The organism is Bacillus weihaiensis (assembly GCF_001889165.1).
In the GTDB taxonomy this organism is placed as follows: domain Bacteria; phylum Bacillota; class Bacilli; order Bacillales; family Bacillaceae; genus Metabacillus; species Metabacillus weihaiensis.
This window is the reverse complement of sequence record NZ_CP016020.1, coordinates 1,815,068-1,832,631: the sequence shown is the minus strand read 5'-3', so window position 1 is coordinate 1,832,631 and position 17,564 is coordinate 1,815,068. Positions and strand designations below refer to the sequence as shown.

The window sequence follows — 17,564 nt, the reverse complement described above, 5'->3', positions numbered from 1 at the left end:
ATCACGCTCGCTAGATCTTACTAACCTGCTTCATTTTTGATAATAACTAAATATATAGAGGTGAATCAGAAACCATGCCTATTCATTAAAAAGTAAATTTATGATTTTTTCTTCCATTTCTTTTCCATCCTGATTTTCACTTAAATGATTCATCATAATCGCAAAAATATACTCCCTCTCTCTTCCATTTCCTAAATACCCTGATAAGCTACTTACATTCGTTAGTGAACCCGTCTTTGCCACTATTTTTCCTTTAAATGGAGAATCAATAAACCTTCCCTTTAATGTACCTCCTATTTGTTTTTCTTCAATCCCTGCTACAGGTAGGGATTTATAAAAAGAGTGAAACCATGGTTGATCTTGAGCAACAAATAAGAGGTTCGTTACAGTATTTGCCGTTGTTAAGTTTAAATGGGAAATACCAGAACCATCTCGAAACACCATGTCGTTTAAGGATACTCCCATTTCAGTTAATATCTTCTTTTCTATAGCTAAACCACTATACCAGCTACCTTCCCCTTCTCCTTTTCTCCCCATTTCCTTAATGAGTATTTCTGCTATAGTATTATTGCTCTGTTTCATAAAGGGAACAACTAACTCTTCTAACGGAACTGAAGCTCGGTCCAACATTCTGATCGTTTTATTTGGTACTTCCCCTCTCTTTAAGCTCCCTAACACTTTAATTCCTTGCTCTTCTAAAGATTCTTGAAAAAGAGTTAGTGTATAATTTGTTGGATTGGTAATAGCTATCGACTCTTTTACCGCTGGATAGGCTATTGGTATTTCCCCAACAATCTCGACAGTGTTAGTTAAATGGTTACGATTTAATTTAATCGTTGGTTTACTCGTTGATTTTGTTGTTCTCGCATTGTTTTTTATTGAGACAAAGGTTGTTGGCGGTGTTAATTGTACTAGTGGGGCTGCGTCAATGGAATCGCTTGGTGTAATCGTAATTAGAATGGATCCAGCATTATAATCGTTTGTTGGTGAGGTAGTTAATGCAGAGATCGGGGCTCCATAGTATGTTTGTTCATCGCTCCAAGGCAAATCAATTGAATACCTCACATCATCATACCAAGAATCGTCACCAATTAGATCTCCACTTATATAGTCTATCCCCTGCTCTTTTAAAGCTTTTGCAAATTGATCTAATTCAGCTTTGGTTAAAGTTGGATCACCTTTTCCCACAAGATATAGATTTCCGAGTAGTACCTTCCATTTTTGTTTTCCATCTGTATGAATTTCTGTATGAAAAGTATGTTTTGATCCCAACATTTGAAGGGCTGCAGCTCCTGTAAATAGCTTCATATTCGAGGCTGGAGAAAGCCTTTTATCACCATTATATTGATATAAAATTTCACCAGTTTGTATAGACCGAATGCTTACGGCGATACTTGCTCCACGTAATTGCGGGAGAGCATCTAACCTTTCAGTTATGGATTCACTCGAAGGCAGACTTGCTTCGGCAACAGTCAATGAACATGACATAGAAGCAAGGATAAATAATAAGATTCTACATAAATATTTATATGTTTTCATTTCAACGAACCTTTCTATGCACCGTAGATATATCTATTATCATCTCATTGTTAAGCACCTCTATTCATCTCCTTTTCCTAGTCACCTGTCATACATATCTTCATTTATGAATTAGAAGCAGAAAAAGCAGTGAAACGAATAGGTTTCACTGCTTTTTCTTTATCTCTTGTTAAATTCGTCAGGATTTGGACCAACGCGCTTATCTTGGTTAAGTGCATGAATGCGGTCCATATCGTCATTAGATAACTCAAAATCAAAAATGTTAGCATTTTCTACAATACGGTGGGATTTTACTGATTTTGGTATTGTAACAACCTCATTTTGCAGATCCCATCGTAAGATTACTTGTGCTGTTGATTTGTTGTACTTTTGTGCAATCTCAGTTAATGTAGGATCATCGAGTAAGCCTCCCTGCATCAAGGGTGACCAAGCTTCTAATTGAATGTGATGTTCCTTACAAAAATTATGTAGTTTCGTTTGAGTTAATCGTGGATGATATTCTACCTGATTCACCATTGGAACAATTTCACATCGATCAATTAAATCTTGCAAGTGGTGCTCTTGGAAATTACTTACACCAATTGCACGTACTCGACCATCTTTGTATAGCTTTTCCAACGCTTTCCAAGTATCAACATACAAACCATACTCTGCAACCGGCCAATGTATAAGGTATAAATCTAAATAATCAATCCCTAATTTATTCATACTTTCTTCAAAAGCAGCTAACGTTGAATCATATCCCTGTTCTGAATTCCATACTTTTGTTGTAATGAAAAGCTCTTCCCTTGGTACATTGCAATCAGCAATTGCTTTACCAACGCCTTCTTCATTTCCATAAATAGCTGCTGTGTCAATGCTTCGATAACCATTTTCAATGGCAGCGGTAACAGAATTGACCACATCTTGTCCATCTTCGACTTTAAATACCCCTAAACCAAACCAAGGCATTTTAACCCCATTATGTAGTGTTGTTGTACTTTGTAAATGGATCAATGTATACACACCCCTTATGACATTTTTTCCTACCTCTCTATGATGACTTATTGAAAACGAAATGAAAAGCAAAATGCTCATATTCCTTATAGAGGTTATGAAGTTTTAATGGAAAAGAGCTTGAAGTTTTAATTTTTAGGTTAAAACTCCAAGCTCTCTACTCTTATTTTTCTTTATTAGTAGCCATAACCTACATATGAAGCTCCAATGATAATTAAAAGGATAAACAATACAACGATCAATGCAAAACCTGCACCGTAACCACCTGCACCACTCATGATATCACCTCCTGCTTTTTATGTATTACTATATGTAGGGAGGCTTAACTTCGTTATGGGTAAAAATCTAGTTGGGCAAAAATTATATTTTTTGTTTAAATCATGTACAATAGAAAAAAACATTTATCTCAGGAGGTAATAGGATGTGTGGGCGTTTTTCTCTGGCAACAGACCAAGAAATTTTACAAGAAGAGTTCAACTTTCGTTTAGATGATGAGATGTATGAACGGTACAACATCGCACCCTCTCAAAACATACTAGTCGTTGGTTCGAATAGAAAAGAACGGATTGGAGTGTATATGAAATGGGGACTTATACCACCATGGGCGAAGGATGCTAAAATTGGATATAAAATGATAAATGCACGTGCTGAAACCATTGATGAAAAATCAAGTTTTAAAAAACCATTTCTTTCTCAAAGATGCCTAATCCTTTCTGATGGATTTTTTGAATGGAAAAAGGACGGAACTAAAAAGGAGCCGATCCGATTTGTGATGAAGAATCGCAAGCCGTTTGCCATGGCAGGTCTATGGGAAAAATGGAATGATGGGGGAAAACCGCTCTTTTCGTGTACAATCATTACTACTACAGCAAACGAAATCACAGAAGATGTACATGATCGAATGCCAGTCATATTACCGAAGCAGTGTCAGGATCTTTGGTTAGATCGAGATTATCATGATATACATTCCTTAAAATCATTCCTTGTTCCTTACCATTCAAATGCGATGGAACGCTTCACTGTATCAAGTTCTGTTAATTCTCCAAAAAATGATACAGCTGAATGTCTAGAGCCATTAAATAGCTTATAAGATGGAAAAAGGTGTGATTCTCTATTTTACGAAACAGAAATCTCACCTTTATCATTTATAGCTCAATTAAACGTTTTTCTTAAAGTGTATTCCTCCGTGAAGTCTACTAAGCTGCATCTTTTCATAATCCTCATACTTCTATCGACAAACTAGTATCATTGTTAAAAGTTCTTTTCAAACCAATCTTTTGCTTTAAGAATCTCTTCTCTGGTTAATTGGTGGCCTGCTTCTCCCCAGTATTCCTCAACCTGAGCACCTGCTTTTCTAAGCATTTCTTTTAACTCAATTGTCTCCTTACCTGGAATAAGAGGGTCATTTTTCCCTGCCCCAATAAAAATTTTTAGTGAAGTCAAATTAGGTAATTTTATATTTCTTAACGGTACCATCGGCTTTAGCAATACAGCCCCTGCGAATGCGTGTTGGTCATGAAATATCATACTAGCAGCTATATTTGCACCATTTGAGTACCCGATCGCAACGACTTGTTTTCTATCGAATTGATATGTATTTGACATATCATCTAAGAAATCTGAAAGCTCCTTCGTTCTATAAAGTAAATCTGCCTCGTCGAACACCCCTTCAGCAAGTCTTTTAAAATATCGAGGCATTCCATTCTCGACTACATTCCCTCTCACTCCCAAGACATTCGCACTCTTGTCGATCATTTCTGCTAGTGGAAGTAAGTCTTTTTCATTTCCCCCAGTTCCATGAAGAAGTAATAACGTTGGGGCTTGTTCATTTATTCCTTTAATAAAGATATGTTCCATCATCATTCACCTTCCTTAGTAGGTAATGGTTTTAGCTTCGCTTCAATTTCAGTACGACGTTCCTCAAAGTAAGGTGGTAAGGATAGTTTTTCTCCTAACACTTCAAAATCTTCATCACCTTCAAAACCGGGTCCATCTGTTGCTAATTCAAATAAGATGCCATTCGGTTCTCGAAAATATAAGGAACGAAAATAATAACGTTCAATAAATCCTGAGTTCGGAAGATGATTTTCATCTAATACATTGACCCACTTATGCAATTCATCCGTATTCTCAACTCTAAATGCAACATGGTGCACACTTCCACGCCCAGGCCTTTCTCTTTCCATTTCTCTCTCTTCAATTAAGTGGATTTCAGCACCTGTTCCACCTTCTCCTGTTTCAAATACTCTTACATTTTGTTGAGTCGAAGGTTTCGTATAACTTGCTCCTTCTCTAAAGCCTAATACATCTGTTAACACGTTAGCAGTCCTTTCAATACGAGATACTGTTAACTCAACAGGACCAAGGCCAACTATAGCATGCTCAGTAGAAACTGGACTTCCCTCCCAAGGAATTCCCCCCTCTACCCCTTGGTTATTTTCATCTGAGATAAGTCGAAGCCTTTGACCCTCGTGATCTCTAAACGCTAATGTTTTTCTATCTTTCAACACTTCTATGTTGTCATGTTCAATAGTTAATTTCTCAAATCGTTTTTTCCAATAGATGAGAGAATCATTCGACTTCACTCGTAATCCAGTAGTTGTCACCGCATTTGTTCCATGATAAGTTCTACCTGCTCGTGGGATTTCAAAGAAGGTTAAGTCTGTACCTGGATTTCCTCTTTCATCTGCATAGAACAGGTGATATACACTTGTATCATCTTGATTCACTGTTTTTTTAACTAGTCTCATTCCTAACGATTTCGTATAAAAAGAAAAATTCTCACTGGCATTAGCTGTTAAAGCAGAAACATGGTGAATTCCTTTCAATGGTTTCCTATTCATAATCAACACATCCTTTATGATACGACTTCAACATTATCTCTTAAAAACTAATATCTCGAATTCAAGATAAATTATAGTGAAAAGTTCTTTGACTGTCAACTTTATTACATAACCGGCATTCTACAGGCTTGGAGATCTCACACCGACTGTACTTGCACGGTCTGCTTTGGAACTCAACACCTGACCATTTTGCAAGTATGGACGTTGGAGCTCGGTACCAAAGCAAAGTACACTATTTTATCTTTCCATCCCGAAAAAAAAACTACCCTAAATTGTCTCCAATTTAGAGTAGTTCTTTTAAGAAGTTAAGCGATTTTCTGAGAAGGAACCTTCTTGATCACGTTCCATCTCTTTAATTGGAGATTTTTTATAACGTCCGATAATACTACTAGCAATAAAGATGCATAGAATAGATAGAATAGCTCTACTCCATCCAACTAAAGCGACCGCAAACAGGATAATTAGTGAATCACATACAAACAGGACAATACCTCTATTAATACCGAACTTCTTATCAATAAATAAGCCTAAAATGTGAATACCACCTAAGGAAGAGCCATTATTAAGGACAAATGTAACACCTATCCCGATTATGACTCCAGCAACAATAGCTGATAACAGTGGATGAATTCCAATAGTAGGTATAACTAGATCAAACCACTCTCTTATAAAAGAGATCCCTGTAATAGATAATAAGCTAGACAACGTAAACCATTTGCCTAATTCCTGTATTGATATAGCGAAAAATGGAAGATTAACAATGAAAAATAGTACACCCCATGAAAAGCCAGTCATATATGTTAGAATCGTTGCTAATCCCGCTGTTCCACCGAACGTTAAAAAACTATCTGATAATATTTTAATCCCAAATGATGTTAAAAATAAACCCATAATAACTACTACTAATTTTTTAAATATGTCCAAGCTTTTTCCCCCAGTAATTATAGTCCTTCTTTAAAATTAATATAATCTATACATAACCGTCAATACACTGAAGATTATTCGGAATCTTAGATTTATTAGGAAAAGCCTGTTAACAATGTAAACTACGTTACTAATTCAATACATCTTCTACTTATTTTCTATCTTCCTAAATAAAAACCTCCTCTTGACATGAAGAGGAGGTTTTTATTAGTTTTCGTATAAATTACTGACTTCCTAAGGAAGAGTAATTATTAAAACATCGGAACTGGTGGGTCTATTCCTAGTACTTTTTCACCATCTACTGTTAACCAAATATAATAGTGGTCAATTTCTTTACCTAAACGAGCTTCTATTTTTGCAATGAGTTTCTCTTGTGCATCAAAACTTAATTTTGCCGTTTCTGCTCCAAGAGGTATCCCTTTTAAACCTACTAGGTCTGCTATGTATCTAGCATCCTCGTATGAAACCTCTACATATTTATCATATTCTGGTAAATATGCAGCTTTAGCTGGGTTCACATTAAGTAGAACCACAAATAATAATGCAAATAAGATAAGTCCAAGCTTTTTCATCATTTATCCTCCTTATAGAATGTGTTGTATAGAAATAAAAGCATCTACTACATCCGGTGAATACATCGTGCCACGACAATCAACGATTTCAGTTAGCGCATCTTCTTTTGGCATTGCTTTACTATAAGGTCGATCCGTTATCATCGCGTCATATGAATCTACTACGGAAATAATAAAAGCCTCTATATCAATCTCAGTTTTCTTCAACCCAAATGGATAGCCTTTTCCATCATACCGTTCGTGATGTTGTTCGACAATTCTCCCAGCATCTATGAGTAAGGGTAATTTAGTTTCTTCTAAAACCTCTCTACCATAGGTAGTGTGAAGCTTCATAATTTCCCATTCCTTATTCGTTAGCTCTCCCGGTTTTAATAGAATCTCAAGAGGTATTTTTATCTTCCCAATATCATGGAAAAAAGAAGCCATATTTAGTCTTAATAATTGTCTAGAATTCAAGCCTAGCTTTTCACCAACTTGCATAGACATTTTACTTATTCTAGCACAATGATCACTCGTATAACCATCTTTTTTTTCAATAGATACGGCCAGTTTCACCAAATCTCTGGAAATATTGCTATACCGATGAAACACAGGTTGTGAGGAAATATATAAGAATTCAGTAGGTTGTGTTGACTGAAAGACAAAATGTTCATTAACAGGAGATCGATAAAATGAGTCACCAGCTTTAAGAGTGGTAGGACCATCCTTATTTATGAGGGTTAATTCTCCCGAAAGGATGAATAAGTATTCTAAGGCTGTCCAGCCTTCTTCTGGTTCTAAGGCCCATCTCGTATGAGCTTCTAATTTATGATGAATGATTTCTGTATGATCACCCGAAGCTATTAACGAAATTGTTAAGCCCTTCATTTGGACGGTTTCGATAAAGTCATTTTTGTTGACGAATTCCTTCATATAAACCTCTCTTTCTTAAAAAGTTTTATATGCTACACCATTATACAAGTTTCGACAACGTTCGCCTAGTTGTTTTAAAGAAAATGAATATTGTACCATATTTTTAACCGGATAACCTCAACAATTTTCCATTATTCACTAATTAACTAGGACTATTAACCCTTATGATATTCTATGTCAATTTTACTATTAGCTACTCTATTGAAAGTTCGTACAAATGATATTCGGAAGAAAATAGCCTTAGATACATTCAATGTTACATTCAGTTAACCGTGGTTGTAGATTTCCTTATAAAGAGTTTCACTTTTCGTAGTAAGGAGTCTGTTAGCCTTCTTTCCACTCCTATCAAAGAGCAAAAATATTAATTATTCACAGCAATATTAATAAGAAAGGTCCGAATAGTTGCGAACTATTCGGACCAGAGATTAAGCTTCTTCTTCATTCCAGACTTTTTCTAACACTTCTAAAAACACCTCAGTAGGCTGAGCACCAGATATCGCATATTTACGGTTAATAACAAAGAAAGGTACACCTGTCACACCAATATCTTGAGCATCTTGTTCTTCTTGTCTTACATCTGCTTCAAATTGATTACTTACAAGAACCTTCTTCACTTCCACTTCATCTAACCCTACATCTTTAGCTAAAGAAACTAGCGTCTCATGATCGGCTACATGCTTTGCTTCCGTAAAGTACGCATCAAATAAACGAACAACCATTTCATTTTCTTTACCATATTTTTTTGAAAAATGTAGTAATCGATGGGCATCTAGTGTATTAGTCGGCTTTACACGATCAAGGTGATACGTCAGTCCTACTTCCTTTGCCTGATCTGTTAGCTGTTGATTCATTTCAATCATTTGTTCTCTTGATGTATTGTATTTTTTCGCTAACAAATCAACATAGTCACCTTCATGGTGAATAGGAGCGTTAGGATTTAATTCAAAGCTACGAAATTCAACTGTAACCTTATCTTGATATGGAAACTTCTCTAATGCATGTTCTAAACGTTTTTTTCCTATATAACAAAACGGACATACTATATCCGACCATACTTCAATATTCATCTAAACATTCTCCTTCTTTTCACTACATATACTTTCTCAGGTTATAAGTACTATGACATCATAACAAGATCTTTTTTTAGGAGTAAAGAAATATGCATTAATACATTATTCATAGGTAGTTATTTGAGTTTTTCTGGTTCTGGATAATCAATGCCAAAAGTATCAACTGTTACCTCTTTGATTTTCTGTTCTTCTATTGGCTTGTCAGAATCATTGGTCTTTACACTTACTATAGAATCAACTGTTTCCATTCCTTCGATCACTTTTCCAAACGCTGCATAGTCACCATCTAAACTGCTCGTATCCTCTACCATTATAAAAAATTGAGATCCTGCTGAATCAGGGGCCTGCGATCGTGCCATTGAAATTATTCCACGTTCATGTTTTACATTATTTTCAAACCCATTCGATGAGAATTCTCCCTTAATTGAATAAGTTGGACCACCAGTGCCGTTACCGTTTGGGTCTCCACCTTGAATCATAAAGTTTGGAATAACGCGATGGAATAGTAGTCCATCATAAAATCCAGACTCAGCAAGAGAAATAAAGTTATTAACTGTATTTGGAGCAATCATTGGATATAGCTCTATTTTAATACTCTCATCATTTTCCATAGTCATAGTAACAATAGGGTTTTGTTCAATAGTCTCCGGTTGAGCTTGATTTTCCCCTTCTGTCTTACTCTTTATTTCTTCTTTTCCGCCACATCCAACTAATAAGACACAAAAAAGAAAACTAAATATGAATTTTTTTCTCATACGATACCCTCATTCCTCACTTTAAGTCTTTTTTTCTCTCATTTTATTTTCATCGCTATGTATGTTACGGTAAAAGTATACAGTATATGGATAGGTGGTGTCTAACGTGGTTCATAATGAGTTAAATCATCTTTTAAAGGATTACTACCCTTTTACATTATTAACCGATATTCAGCTTAAAGAAATGGCAGATAAATCAACACAAGCATTTTTCTCTAAAAATGAATTAATTTTTCATGAAGATGAATCCGCCGAACATCTTGATCTTTTTTTCCTCGTTTCAGGATTAGCAAAAAATATCCTTCATCATTCAAATGGAAAACAATTATCCCTTCGCTATTATTATCCGGGTGACATCATTGGCTTAATGGTCATGTTTACTAGCGGTGAATTAAATTTTTCTGTGCAAGCTCTAGAGGATTGCACGGTTTTTAAGCTTAATAAGAAGCATTTTTATGAGATGATGACACGAAATACTGATTTTTCTAAAGTAATTTGGGAGAGTATTGGTGAACGGACGAAAAGCATCTATGATGAAATAAAAAATAATACAGTTCAAGATGATCATGAACATATGAACCTATTAAAAACCCGTGTAAGCAAGTTGATGACTCCTCCTTATTTTATTGATTCACAAACAAAAATGAGTGAGGCTGCCTCAATACTCATGAAAAATGAAGCTACCGGCTTAATTGTGAGTAATCATCAATCTACACTAAATGGAGTAATGACCAATCAAGAGATCATGAATTTTGTTTCCAACAACGGAAACCATCATGACCCTGTTCTGAAATGGATGAATCCTTCTCCATTAACTGTTAATACGAATTCATTTTCTTTTGAGGCTTTGTCCATTATTAAAAACAAACCTATTGAATTTATCCCCGTAACAACAAATGGGAAAGTAATTGGGGTTTTAACAAGTAAAGCCTTTCTAAACCTTGAAGATATGAATTACTTAGATTTGACTTACAATGTAAAAAAAGCTACAAACGTTTCTATTTTGACTAAACAAGGACCCATTTCAAATTTAGTATTACATGATTTTGTAACAGATCTTCTTAATAATGAAAGTTATGCCTACGATGTAACCGAAGCCATCACGAATCATAATGATAACCTTCACAGGCAAGTCATTAAGCTAACACTGAATGAAATGAAAAAAGAAGGACATGGTACTCCTCCTATTACCTTTTGTTTTATTACGATGGGAAGTCAAGCACGTCATGAACAAGGATTTCATACTGATCAAGACAACGGATTAATTCTACATGATTACGAACATCTACCTAATAAACAGCAAATTGAGCATTACTTTACTTTATTCTCTAGGAAAATAAATGACTATTTAAGTAATATTGGCTTTCCGAAATGTACAGGTGGCATAATGGCCGAAGAAAAAAAATGGCGTAAATCATTATCTAAGTGGAAGGAAGAAATCCATACTTGGAGAACTGAATTAGATGCACAAGAAATACAAAACTTTACCATGTTTTATGATTTCAGACCTATATATGGAGATTTTTCATTAGCTGAGGAAATTAGGGGATTTTTAACCGAAACAACAAAGAAATCCAAAACTTTACATCAATTGCTCATGAAAGATGCGTTGCGATATAGAATCCCTTCCCACCCTTTCGGATTATTAAATATAAAACAAAAAAACAAATTCCTTAATATTAAGAAAACTGGACTGACTCAAATTATTTATTCTACAAGAATTAATGCAATGAAATATGGAATAAATGAAGTCAGTACAATAAAAAGGTTAGATGAATTAAAAAAAATACAAGCCATGCATCCGCGTGATGTTCAAAATGCAAAAACAGCTTTACATTACTTTCATTATTACCGCCTTCTTCATAATCTGAACCAGCTGAAGCAAGGTATTTCTGTATCAAATGACATTATGATTATGACTCTTTCAAAAGAAGATCGAATGAGGTTAAAAGAAGCCTTACAGGTAGCTCATCGAATGCAACAAGTAACAAAAATTAGCTTTAATCGAAACCGGGTGGTGTAACATAGTTTGCCGAACGATTTGAAGATATTAAAATATTATTTGTGGGATCAATTATTTTTAAAACATCAAATAAAACAAATGGTTTCGCTACCAGAGCATCAGCATGCGAGTAATGCAATTACTGTATTTATGAATAAGCAAAACGAAATAAAACTAGATGAGCTGTCTCACACGACGTTTACCATTTTTGATTTAGAAACAACCGGTTTTTTTCCCCATATGGGGGATGAGATTATTTCAATTGGGGCAATAAAGGTTAGAAACAATCAAATTCTTTTTGATGAGTCTTTTTATACGATTATAAAGCCATTAAATAAAATTCCGAAGCAGATTGTAGAATTAACAGGGCTATCGCCAAATTTGCTTAATCATGCTGATTCCTTTCCAATTGGAGTGAAAAAGTTCATTGACTATTGTCAGAATAGTGTACTTGTTGCACATCCTGCTACTTTTGATATTGATTTTTTATCTACTTCAATGAAACAATGGCAATTACCAAACTTTCAACCTGTCTATATTGATTCTCATCAATTAGCTAATCTCGTCTTTCCTGATGAAAGAAATTATTTAGACGAACTTGTAGATCGATTAGAAATAAATGAACGAGACAGACATCATGCATTAAATGATGCCATTATGACGGCGGAAATTTTCGTGAAGCTTCTTCATTTTTTTCCAAAGGATTGGCTTCAAACTAGTAATATGCTAAAAAACATATGAGTAATCAAAGCGCTTGTATGAACCATAAACGTCTATTTAGCTATTTTCGCAACCTTTGTTGCTTTTTAATAAGCGTATTATATAGTTAATATCCGCTGCCACTTTGCAGCAAACTAAGGGAAATCTTTAAGTCCTTTTTTTTCGCTCGGATGGGCGTGAGACTTCTCTACCTCCCCCAGGGGCCATGTGACTTCCGTTCCATTACACTAGCAATTAAAATAGTATGCACAGATACAGAATCTAAGGATAAAAAATAAAGACCCGAATTAGTAGGAAGATATCCATTTAAAATATCACCTACTAATTCGGGTTTATCATTGACTAAAATACTTATGTCCCAGCCAACTTTTATTCAATTAGCAAACAGCTAATACACCATTCTAACAGTCTTCTCCTACCATCTTTTACCATGTAAGTTTTATGTGTTATGTCAATTTTTTATAAACTGCTGCCTTCCCTTCTACATCTTCACTATTTGTAATATGTGAAAAATGAAAGACTGAGCCACACCCATCAATATCAAACAAAGTCATTTCCATAAAATCCTTTGGTAAGTTGTGTAAATGCTTCAAAATGAGTTCTGTATTTGATTTGATGATGACATCCTTATTTTGAAGATAATGTACGAATGGATTTGTTTCAATACGATTTTCAATTGGAGTTTCTTGATGATTCATTTAAAAGCACCTCACATTTTTTATTTTCAGTATTTTCTGATTATTTATACTATACACTAAATTTCTTTACATGAAAACTATTTTCTTAAAATATTTTTTATTTTTTTTTTGAATATATATAGATGGAGTCCCTCTCTATTTAAGTCTTTCTTATTTGTTATGAAATGCTGCAACATTCTATAACAGTTGTCCGCCGTGATATACCACTCACTAGCATTTAGCACATATTAAATAAGAAGAACATTCCAAGTTACTCCTCTTCTATTTCATGATACGATACGTGTAAGGATGTGATAAATTGAATAAAAAAAACAGGCTATTTATTATTCTAGTAGTCATTTTCCCTTTACTAGTAAGCTTTAAAAATGGCTTTGACAGTAGGTCAGATTACTCTTTTTATACATCTCCCGAAGGAATATTATTTTCTAGTAATACAAAGAGCTGGAATGAAAAGAAATTAAGAAGCTTATATGATGAGTTAGTAAAAAACCAGTATGGGGAGGAAATTCATTCTCTAGAAGAAATTCACGTCTTTGGAGAACCTTTAGGTACTACTCACACAAAAGGCAGCTATAATTCTTTCACTCATACAATCTCTTTATTTCATGCTTCTAAATACACGAAAATTAGTGATTATACAGAAACATTATCACATGAATATGGCCACCATTTTGCCTATACTCATTTCCCTGCGCATCATTTTCCATTTTCAAATTGGATTCGAATTCGAGACATAGACTCTTATACTATACGATGGGACGCTTTTTGGAATTACCGAGAGAGTCATCATTCACTTTACCCTCAGGAGATTTTTGCAGATGATTATGTCCTGCTGTATGGACCTAAGAAAAAAACAGCTGTAGAAGATATTTATAGTAACGAAGCCTTTTATTTGAGGACAGAACATGAAAATCAAAAAATTTCAAACGCGCTAGAAAACGAAGAATTACATGCATTTTTGGCAAATAAAACAGGAATTTTAGTAGACAAAGAGCGACTACTCAAAAAGCCTATATTTGAAGCCTATTTAGACTCCTTACTCTCATTTCAAGTTTCTGCAAAAAAGAACGTTGCTTACCGATTAAATTTAACGGTTTATCATTCATCTGATCACCAAGACAATTATGAGTTATATATGATTACTAAAAACGATGAAGATAGTCAGCTTACTTTTCCATTAAATAACCATAAACTAGTTAACATAGCAGACGCTACATCCATCACCTTCAATGTAGATGTAGTCGATTTATCTACATCATTTGGGCTACATTCCGATACTTGGACACTTCATTTATAAGAGGCGGGACAAACTTCTGTCCCAGCCTCCTTCATTTATCATATAACACAGTTAAGCTTATGAGGGTCACTAAAATGGTCGCACCCATATCTGATAAAATAGCTATCCAAAGTGTTAAGAGACCTGGGATTGTTAATAATAACGCAATTAGCTTTAGCCCGAGTGCTAATATGATGTTCATTTTGATTATGGCATTTACTTTTTTCGCTGATTTTATAGCAGATGGCAGTTTGCCTAAGTGGTTTTGCATTAATACTATATCAGCTGTTTCAATAGCACTATCCGTGCCTTTACCCATTGCAATACCAAGGTCTGCAGATGCTAATGCTGGTGCATCGTTGATCCCATCTCCGACCATAGCCACTTTGTCCGTCTCTGAAATTCCCTTGATTTTTTCAACTTTTTGGTCTGGTAATAACCCAGCGAAAAATGATGTAACTCCAACATGACGGGCAACCTTCTGAGCAGTTGATTCATGGTCTCCTGTTAACATAAGGGTTTTTTTAATCCCAACCTTATGTAAATGTGAAATAACCTCTTTACTTTCTTCTCGAATCTCATCACTAATACCAAATATCCCTAATATCTTATCTTTATCAGCTAATAGAACAACAGTCATACCTTTATCCTTTATATCAAGTAAATCTTTTTTTACTCGATCATCAATTGGAACGTGGCTAACTTGTTTTTCATTTCCTATGCTATACTGTTTATCGCCTATTTTAGCTGTCACTCCACTACCAGAGTGAGTTGTAACTTCTTCTGGTTCTACTAATATTAGCTTTTCCTCCCCAGCCTTTTTTATTAGTGCCTTAGCAATTGGGTGAGAGGACGATTTCTCAATGGAGGCTGATAGTAAAAGGGAATGCGACTCATATTCTATAAATGTTTCTACATAAGGCTCACCCTTTGTTAAAGTTCCAGTTTTATCAAAAGCAACGGTAGTAATCCTTCCTAGTTGCTCTAAGAAGACTCCACCTTTAATTAAGATCCCGTTTCGAGCATTTTTAGTTATACCAGAGACAATTGCAATCGGGGAAGCTAATACAAGCGCACATGGACAGCCAACTATTAATACTGCTAACCCTTGATAGAACCATTCACTAAAGCTTCCATTCAAGAAAATAGGTGGAACAATCATCACAATGATCGAAATCAGCATGATGATTGGTGTATAATACTTTGCGAATTTATTTATAAATAATTCTGTTGGAGTTTTCGTTTCTTGTGCTTCTTCCACCAAATGTAAGATTTTTGCTAATGATGAATCCTCATACGCTTTTGTAATGTTTATTTTCAATAGCCCTTCATTATTGATACTTCCTCCGAATACTTCTTCACCTAAACCCTTCTCGACTGGCATGGATTCACCTGTAATAGCAGCTTCATTAACAGAACTTTTTCCATCAATCACAAGACCGTCTGAAGGTATTTTTTCCCCTGCTTTTACAATAACGAGGTCACTTTCTTTTAATGATGTTACTTCAACGACTTTTTCTATCCCATCTGTAATAATCGTTGCCTTCTTCGGTGCAATATTGAGTAGTTTTTCCATAGAATTCCTAGCTTTTTGCATACCTAGCCCTTCTAAGTACTCATTTAGACCAAATAAGATGGCTACTAATGCACCCTCTTTCCATTCTCCAATACTAAGGGCACCTATTAAAGCAATGGTCATTAAGGTTTCAATATTAAATTTACCTTTACCTAAATTTTTTAACCCCTTTATAAACGTTTTATAGCCACTTAAAGCAGTTGCTGTAAGAAATAGGCCAACCGCTAAAAATTCATTGATCCAGTTATCAACAACAAATGCAAAGCAATAGAGGAAAAAAGAAAGGCACAAGATTGTAATCAAATTGATACCTTGTGGATGTACTTGCTTATGTTCATCGTTTTCCGTCACTAAGAAAGCTCCGTCTGTCGAGAGAATTTTCTTTACTTTCCCTATTTCTACAGAATTGTCTATTTTCAATTTTCCTGAATGATAATTAAGGGAAGCAGACTTTCCTGAGGGGAGTTTTTGAATTTCTTCCTGCAATTCTCTTGCACAGTTCGCACATGTTAGTCCCTTTACTTTATATTCATTCACATTACTCAACTCCATATTTAACTAGGCTATTAATTTCCAAACTTACGTTATAAACATGAATTGATAATAAATACTTACACTTCAATTTGTCTGGTGACTTTCGAAATACTTAATGCTGTGCGTGATCAATTGTTTGCTTTAAGATGTCCATAACATGGTTATCATCAGGAGAGTAATATAATGTTGTCCCTTCTCTTCTGTATTTAACCAAACGTAAATTTTTTAAGAATCTTAACTGATGCGAAACCGTCGATTGCAATAAAGATAATGTATCTGCAATTTCATTAACAGAATGTTCACGGTTGGCAAGTAGGTGAAGAATACGAATTCTTGTAGGGTCACCTAAAGCCTTGAAAGTTTGCGAAACAATAAATAATGTTTCTTCATCTAATTCATTGTGTTTATCTTCTTGATCAATGGAATCCACCATAAAAGCCACCACCTACATGTATATATTATAATATGAGTATATGTTCATATAGTTCTTATTATAATATAAAAAAGATTGGCTATTGTCAAACTTAGCCAATGAGAAAAGATCTTTAATGATGAAATAGCAACATTTGAGCTATTGTTATTCCAACTAACAAGGTAACATAATGAACAGTTCTACTTCCCTTTTTTAAAGGAGGGAATAATAATTCAATAATATAAACATACCCGATAGCACTAATTGAAAACCCAAGTAAAAAGCCTTAGATTATTGGATTTGTAACCGGAAAATACATTTCCATTAAAACAAATCCGTATAAACTTATTGATAAACATGCAAAAAAAGCAATTAGCCTTTTCATACTAACTCCTGATGCTATCGCAACTAACGTTAGTGTCATACCTTCTGGAATATGATGTAACACGATGACATGAATAAAGTGTCCACCTACATTCCCCAAGTTTCCAAGTGTTAATCTAGACGGAGCATTATGAAGTGTAATGACTAGAATAAGAAAATAAAAAGATGTTTTGTTATACGCTAATCACCACGAAATTTTTTATGTGAAAGATGGTCTAACGATGTTATTATGGGCCATCCCACTAGCATACCACCTATAACGGATAATGAGTTATAGTAGAAAGTCTATGTGGGACAATGTCTACTAACAAAACAGTTAGTAATATTCCTGCACAAAGGGTTACTAAATAA

17 protein-coding genes are annotated in these 17,564 nt (G+C 34.7%); 4 read left to right on the top strand and 13 right to left on the bottom strand.

The genetic code is table 11. From position 1 onward, the window contains the following. Positions 1-78: 78 nt before the first annotated feature. The 3 genes from dacB to A9C19_RS08835 form a co-directional block, all read right to left on the bottom strand. The gene (gene dacB / locus A9C19_RS08845; RefSeq protein WP_072579606.1) at positions 79-1,539 is read right to left on the bottom strand and encodes a D-alanyl-D-alanine carboxypeptidase/D-alanyl-D-alanine endopeptidase; all 1,461 of its coding nucleotides are present in this window, start codon (positions 1,537-1,539) and stop codon (positions 79-81) included. A 159-nt stretch (positions 1,540-1,698) separates the two neighbouring features. Next, positions 1,699-2,490, bottom strand: coding sequence for an aldo/keto reductase (locus tag A9C19_RS08840; RefSeq protein WP_072581813.1), 792 nt, complete (start codon positions 2,488-2,490; stop codon positions 1,699-1,701). 221 nt (positions 2,491-2,711) lie between these two features. Beyond that, a complete protein-coding gene (locus A9C19_RS08835; RefSeq protein WP_072579605.1) occupies positions 2,712-2,813 on the bottom strand; it encodes a YjcZ family sporulation protein in 102 nt (33 codons plus the stop codon). Between the two features lie 143 nt (positions 2,814-2,956). On the opposite strand from A9C19_RS08835, the gene A9C19_RS08830 reads away from it, so the two are divergent. Further along, positions 2,957-3,625: an SOS response-associated peptidase gene (locus tag A9C19_RS08830; RefSeq protein ID WP_072579604.1), complete on the top strand. Its 669-nt coding sequence runs from the start codon at positions 2,957-2,959 to the stop codon at positions 3,623-3,625. 161 nt (positions 3,626-3,786) lie between these two features. On the opposite strand, the gene A9C19_RS08825 is transcribed toward A9C19_RS08830, so the two are convergent. The 7 genes from A9C19_RS08825 to A9C19_RS08795 form a co-directional block, all read right to left on the bottom strand. Next, positions 3,787-4,392 carry an alpha/beta hydrolase gene (locus tag A9C19_RS08825; protein WP_072581812.1) on the bottom strand — a complete coding sequence of 202 codons (606 nt, stop codon included), beginning with the start codon at positions 4,390-4,392 and terminating at the stop codon, positions 3,787-3,789. A 2-nt stretch (positions 4,393-4,394) separates the two neighbouring features. Then, positions 4,395-5,378: a ring-cleaving dioxygenase gene (locus tag A9C19_RS08820; protein ID WP_072579603.1), complete on the bottom strand. Its 984-nt coding sequence runs from the start codon at positions 5,376-5,378 to the stop codon at positions 4,395-4,397. A gap of 297 nt (positions 5,379-5,675) precedes the next feature. Beyond that, the gene (locus A9C19_RS08815) at positions 5,676-6,302 is read right to left on the bottom strand and encodes a YitT family protein (RefSeq protein WP_083584327.1); all 627 of its coding nucleotides are present in this window, start codon (positions 6,300-6,302) and stop codon (positions 5,676-5,678) included. Positions 6,303-6,553: 251 nt separating this feature from the next. Next, positions 6,554-6,874: an 8-amino-7-oxononanoate synthase gene (locus A9C19_RS08810; RefSeq protein ID WP_072579602.1), complete on the bottom strand. Its 321-nt coding sequence runs from the start codon at positions 6,872-6,874 to the stop codon at positions 6,554-6,556. A gap of 12 nt (positions 6,875-6,886) precedes the next feature. Next, positions 6,887-7,786, bottom strand: coding sequence for an HD domain-containing phosphohydrolase (locus A9C19_RS08805; RefSeq protein ID WP_072579601.1), 900 nt, complete (start codon positions 7,784-7,786; stop codon positions 6,887-6,889). A gap of 425 nt (positions 7,787-8,211) precedes the next feature. Next, complete coding sequence (locus A9C19_RS08800; RefSeq protein ID WP_072579600.1) at positions 8,212-8,853, bottom strand: DsbA family oxidoreductase; 642 nt, start codon at positions 8,851-8,853, stop codon at positions 8,212-8,214. A 119-nt stretch (positions 8,854-8,972) separates the two neighbouring features. Continuing rightward, positions 8,973-9,611: a peptidylprolyl isomerase gene (locus tag A9C19_RS08795; RefSeq protein WP_072579599.1), complete on the bottom strand. Its 639-nt coding sequence runs from the start codon at positions 9,609-9,611 to the stop codon at positions 8,973-8,975. A 106-nt stretch (positions 9,612-9,717) separates the two neighbouring features. Here A9C19_RS08795 and A9C19_RS08790 point away from each other — a divergent pair, with 106 nt between their 5' ends. Beyond that, entirely contained in the window at positions 9,718-11,634 is a 1,917-nt protein-coding gene (locus tag A9C19_RS08790) for a DUF294 nucleotidyltransferase-like domain-containing protein (protein WP_072579598.1), read from the top strand. Positions 11,635-11,640: 6 nt separating this feature from the next. Further along, entirely contained in the window at positions 11,641-12,354 is a 714-nt protein-coding gene (locus A9C19_RS08785; protein WP_072579597.1) for a 3'-5' exonuclease, read from the top strand. Between the two features lie 425 nt (positions 12,355-12,779). Here A9C19_RS08785 and A9C19_RS08780 read toward each other — a convergent pair whose 3' ends face one another. Then, positions 12,780-13,031, bottom strand: a complete 252-nt coding sequence (locus A9C19_RS08780; protein WP_072579596.1) for a hypothetical protein — start codon at positions 13,029-13,031, stop codon at positions 12,780-12,782. Between the two features lie 298 nt (positions 13,032-13,329). Here A9C19_RS08780 and A9C19_RS08775 point away from each other — a divergent pair, with 298 nt between their 5' ends. Then, positions 13,330-14,328 (top strand): hypothetical protein, encoded by a 999-nt coding sequence (locus A9C19_RS08775; RefSeq protein WP_072579595.1) that lies wholly within the window; start codon positions 13,330-13,332, stop codon positions 14,326-14,328. Positions 14,329-14,359: 31 nt separating this feature from the next. Here A9C19_RS08775 and A9C19_RS08770 read toward each other — a convergent pair whose 3' ends face one another. Both A9C19_RS08770 and A9C19_RS08765 read right to left on the bottom strand, forming a co-directional pair. Beyond that, positions 14,360-16,420, bottom strand: coding sequence for a heavy metal translocating P-type ATPase (locus A9C19_RS08770; RefSeq protein ID WP_072579594.1), 2,061 nt, complete (start codon positions 16,418-16,420; stop codon positions 14,360-14,362). Between the two features lie 109 nt (positions 16,421-16,529). After that, on the bottom strand, positions 16,530-16,850 hold the full coding sequence (locus tag A9C19_RS08765) for an ArsR/SmtB family transcription factor (protein WP_072579593.1): 321 nt from the start codon (positions 16,848-16,850) through the stop codon (positions 16,530-16,532). Between the last annotated feature and the right edge of the window lie 714 nt (positions 16,851-17,564).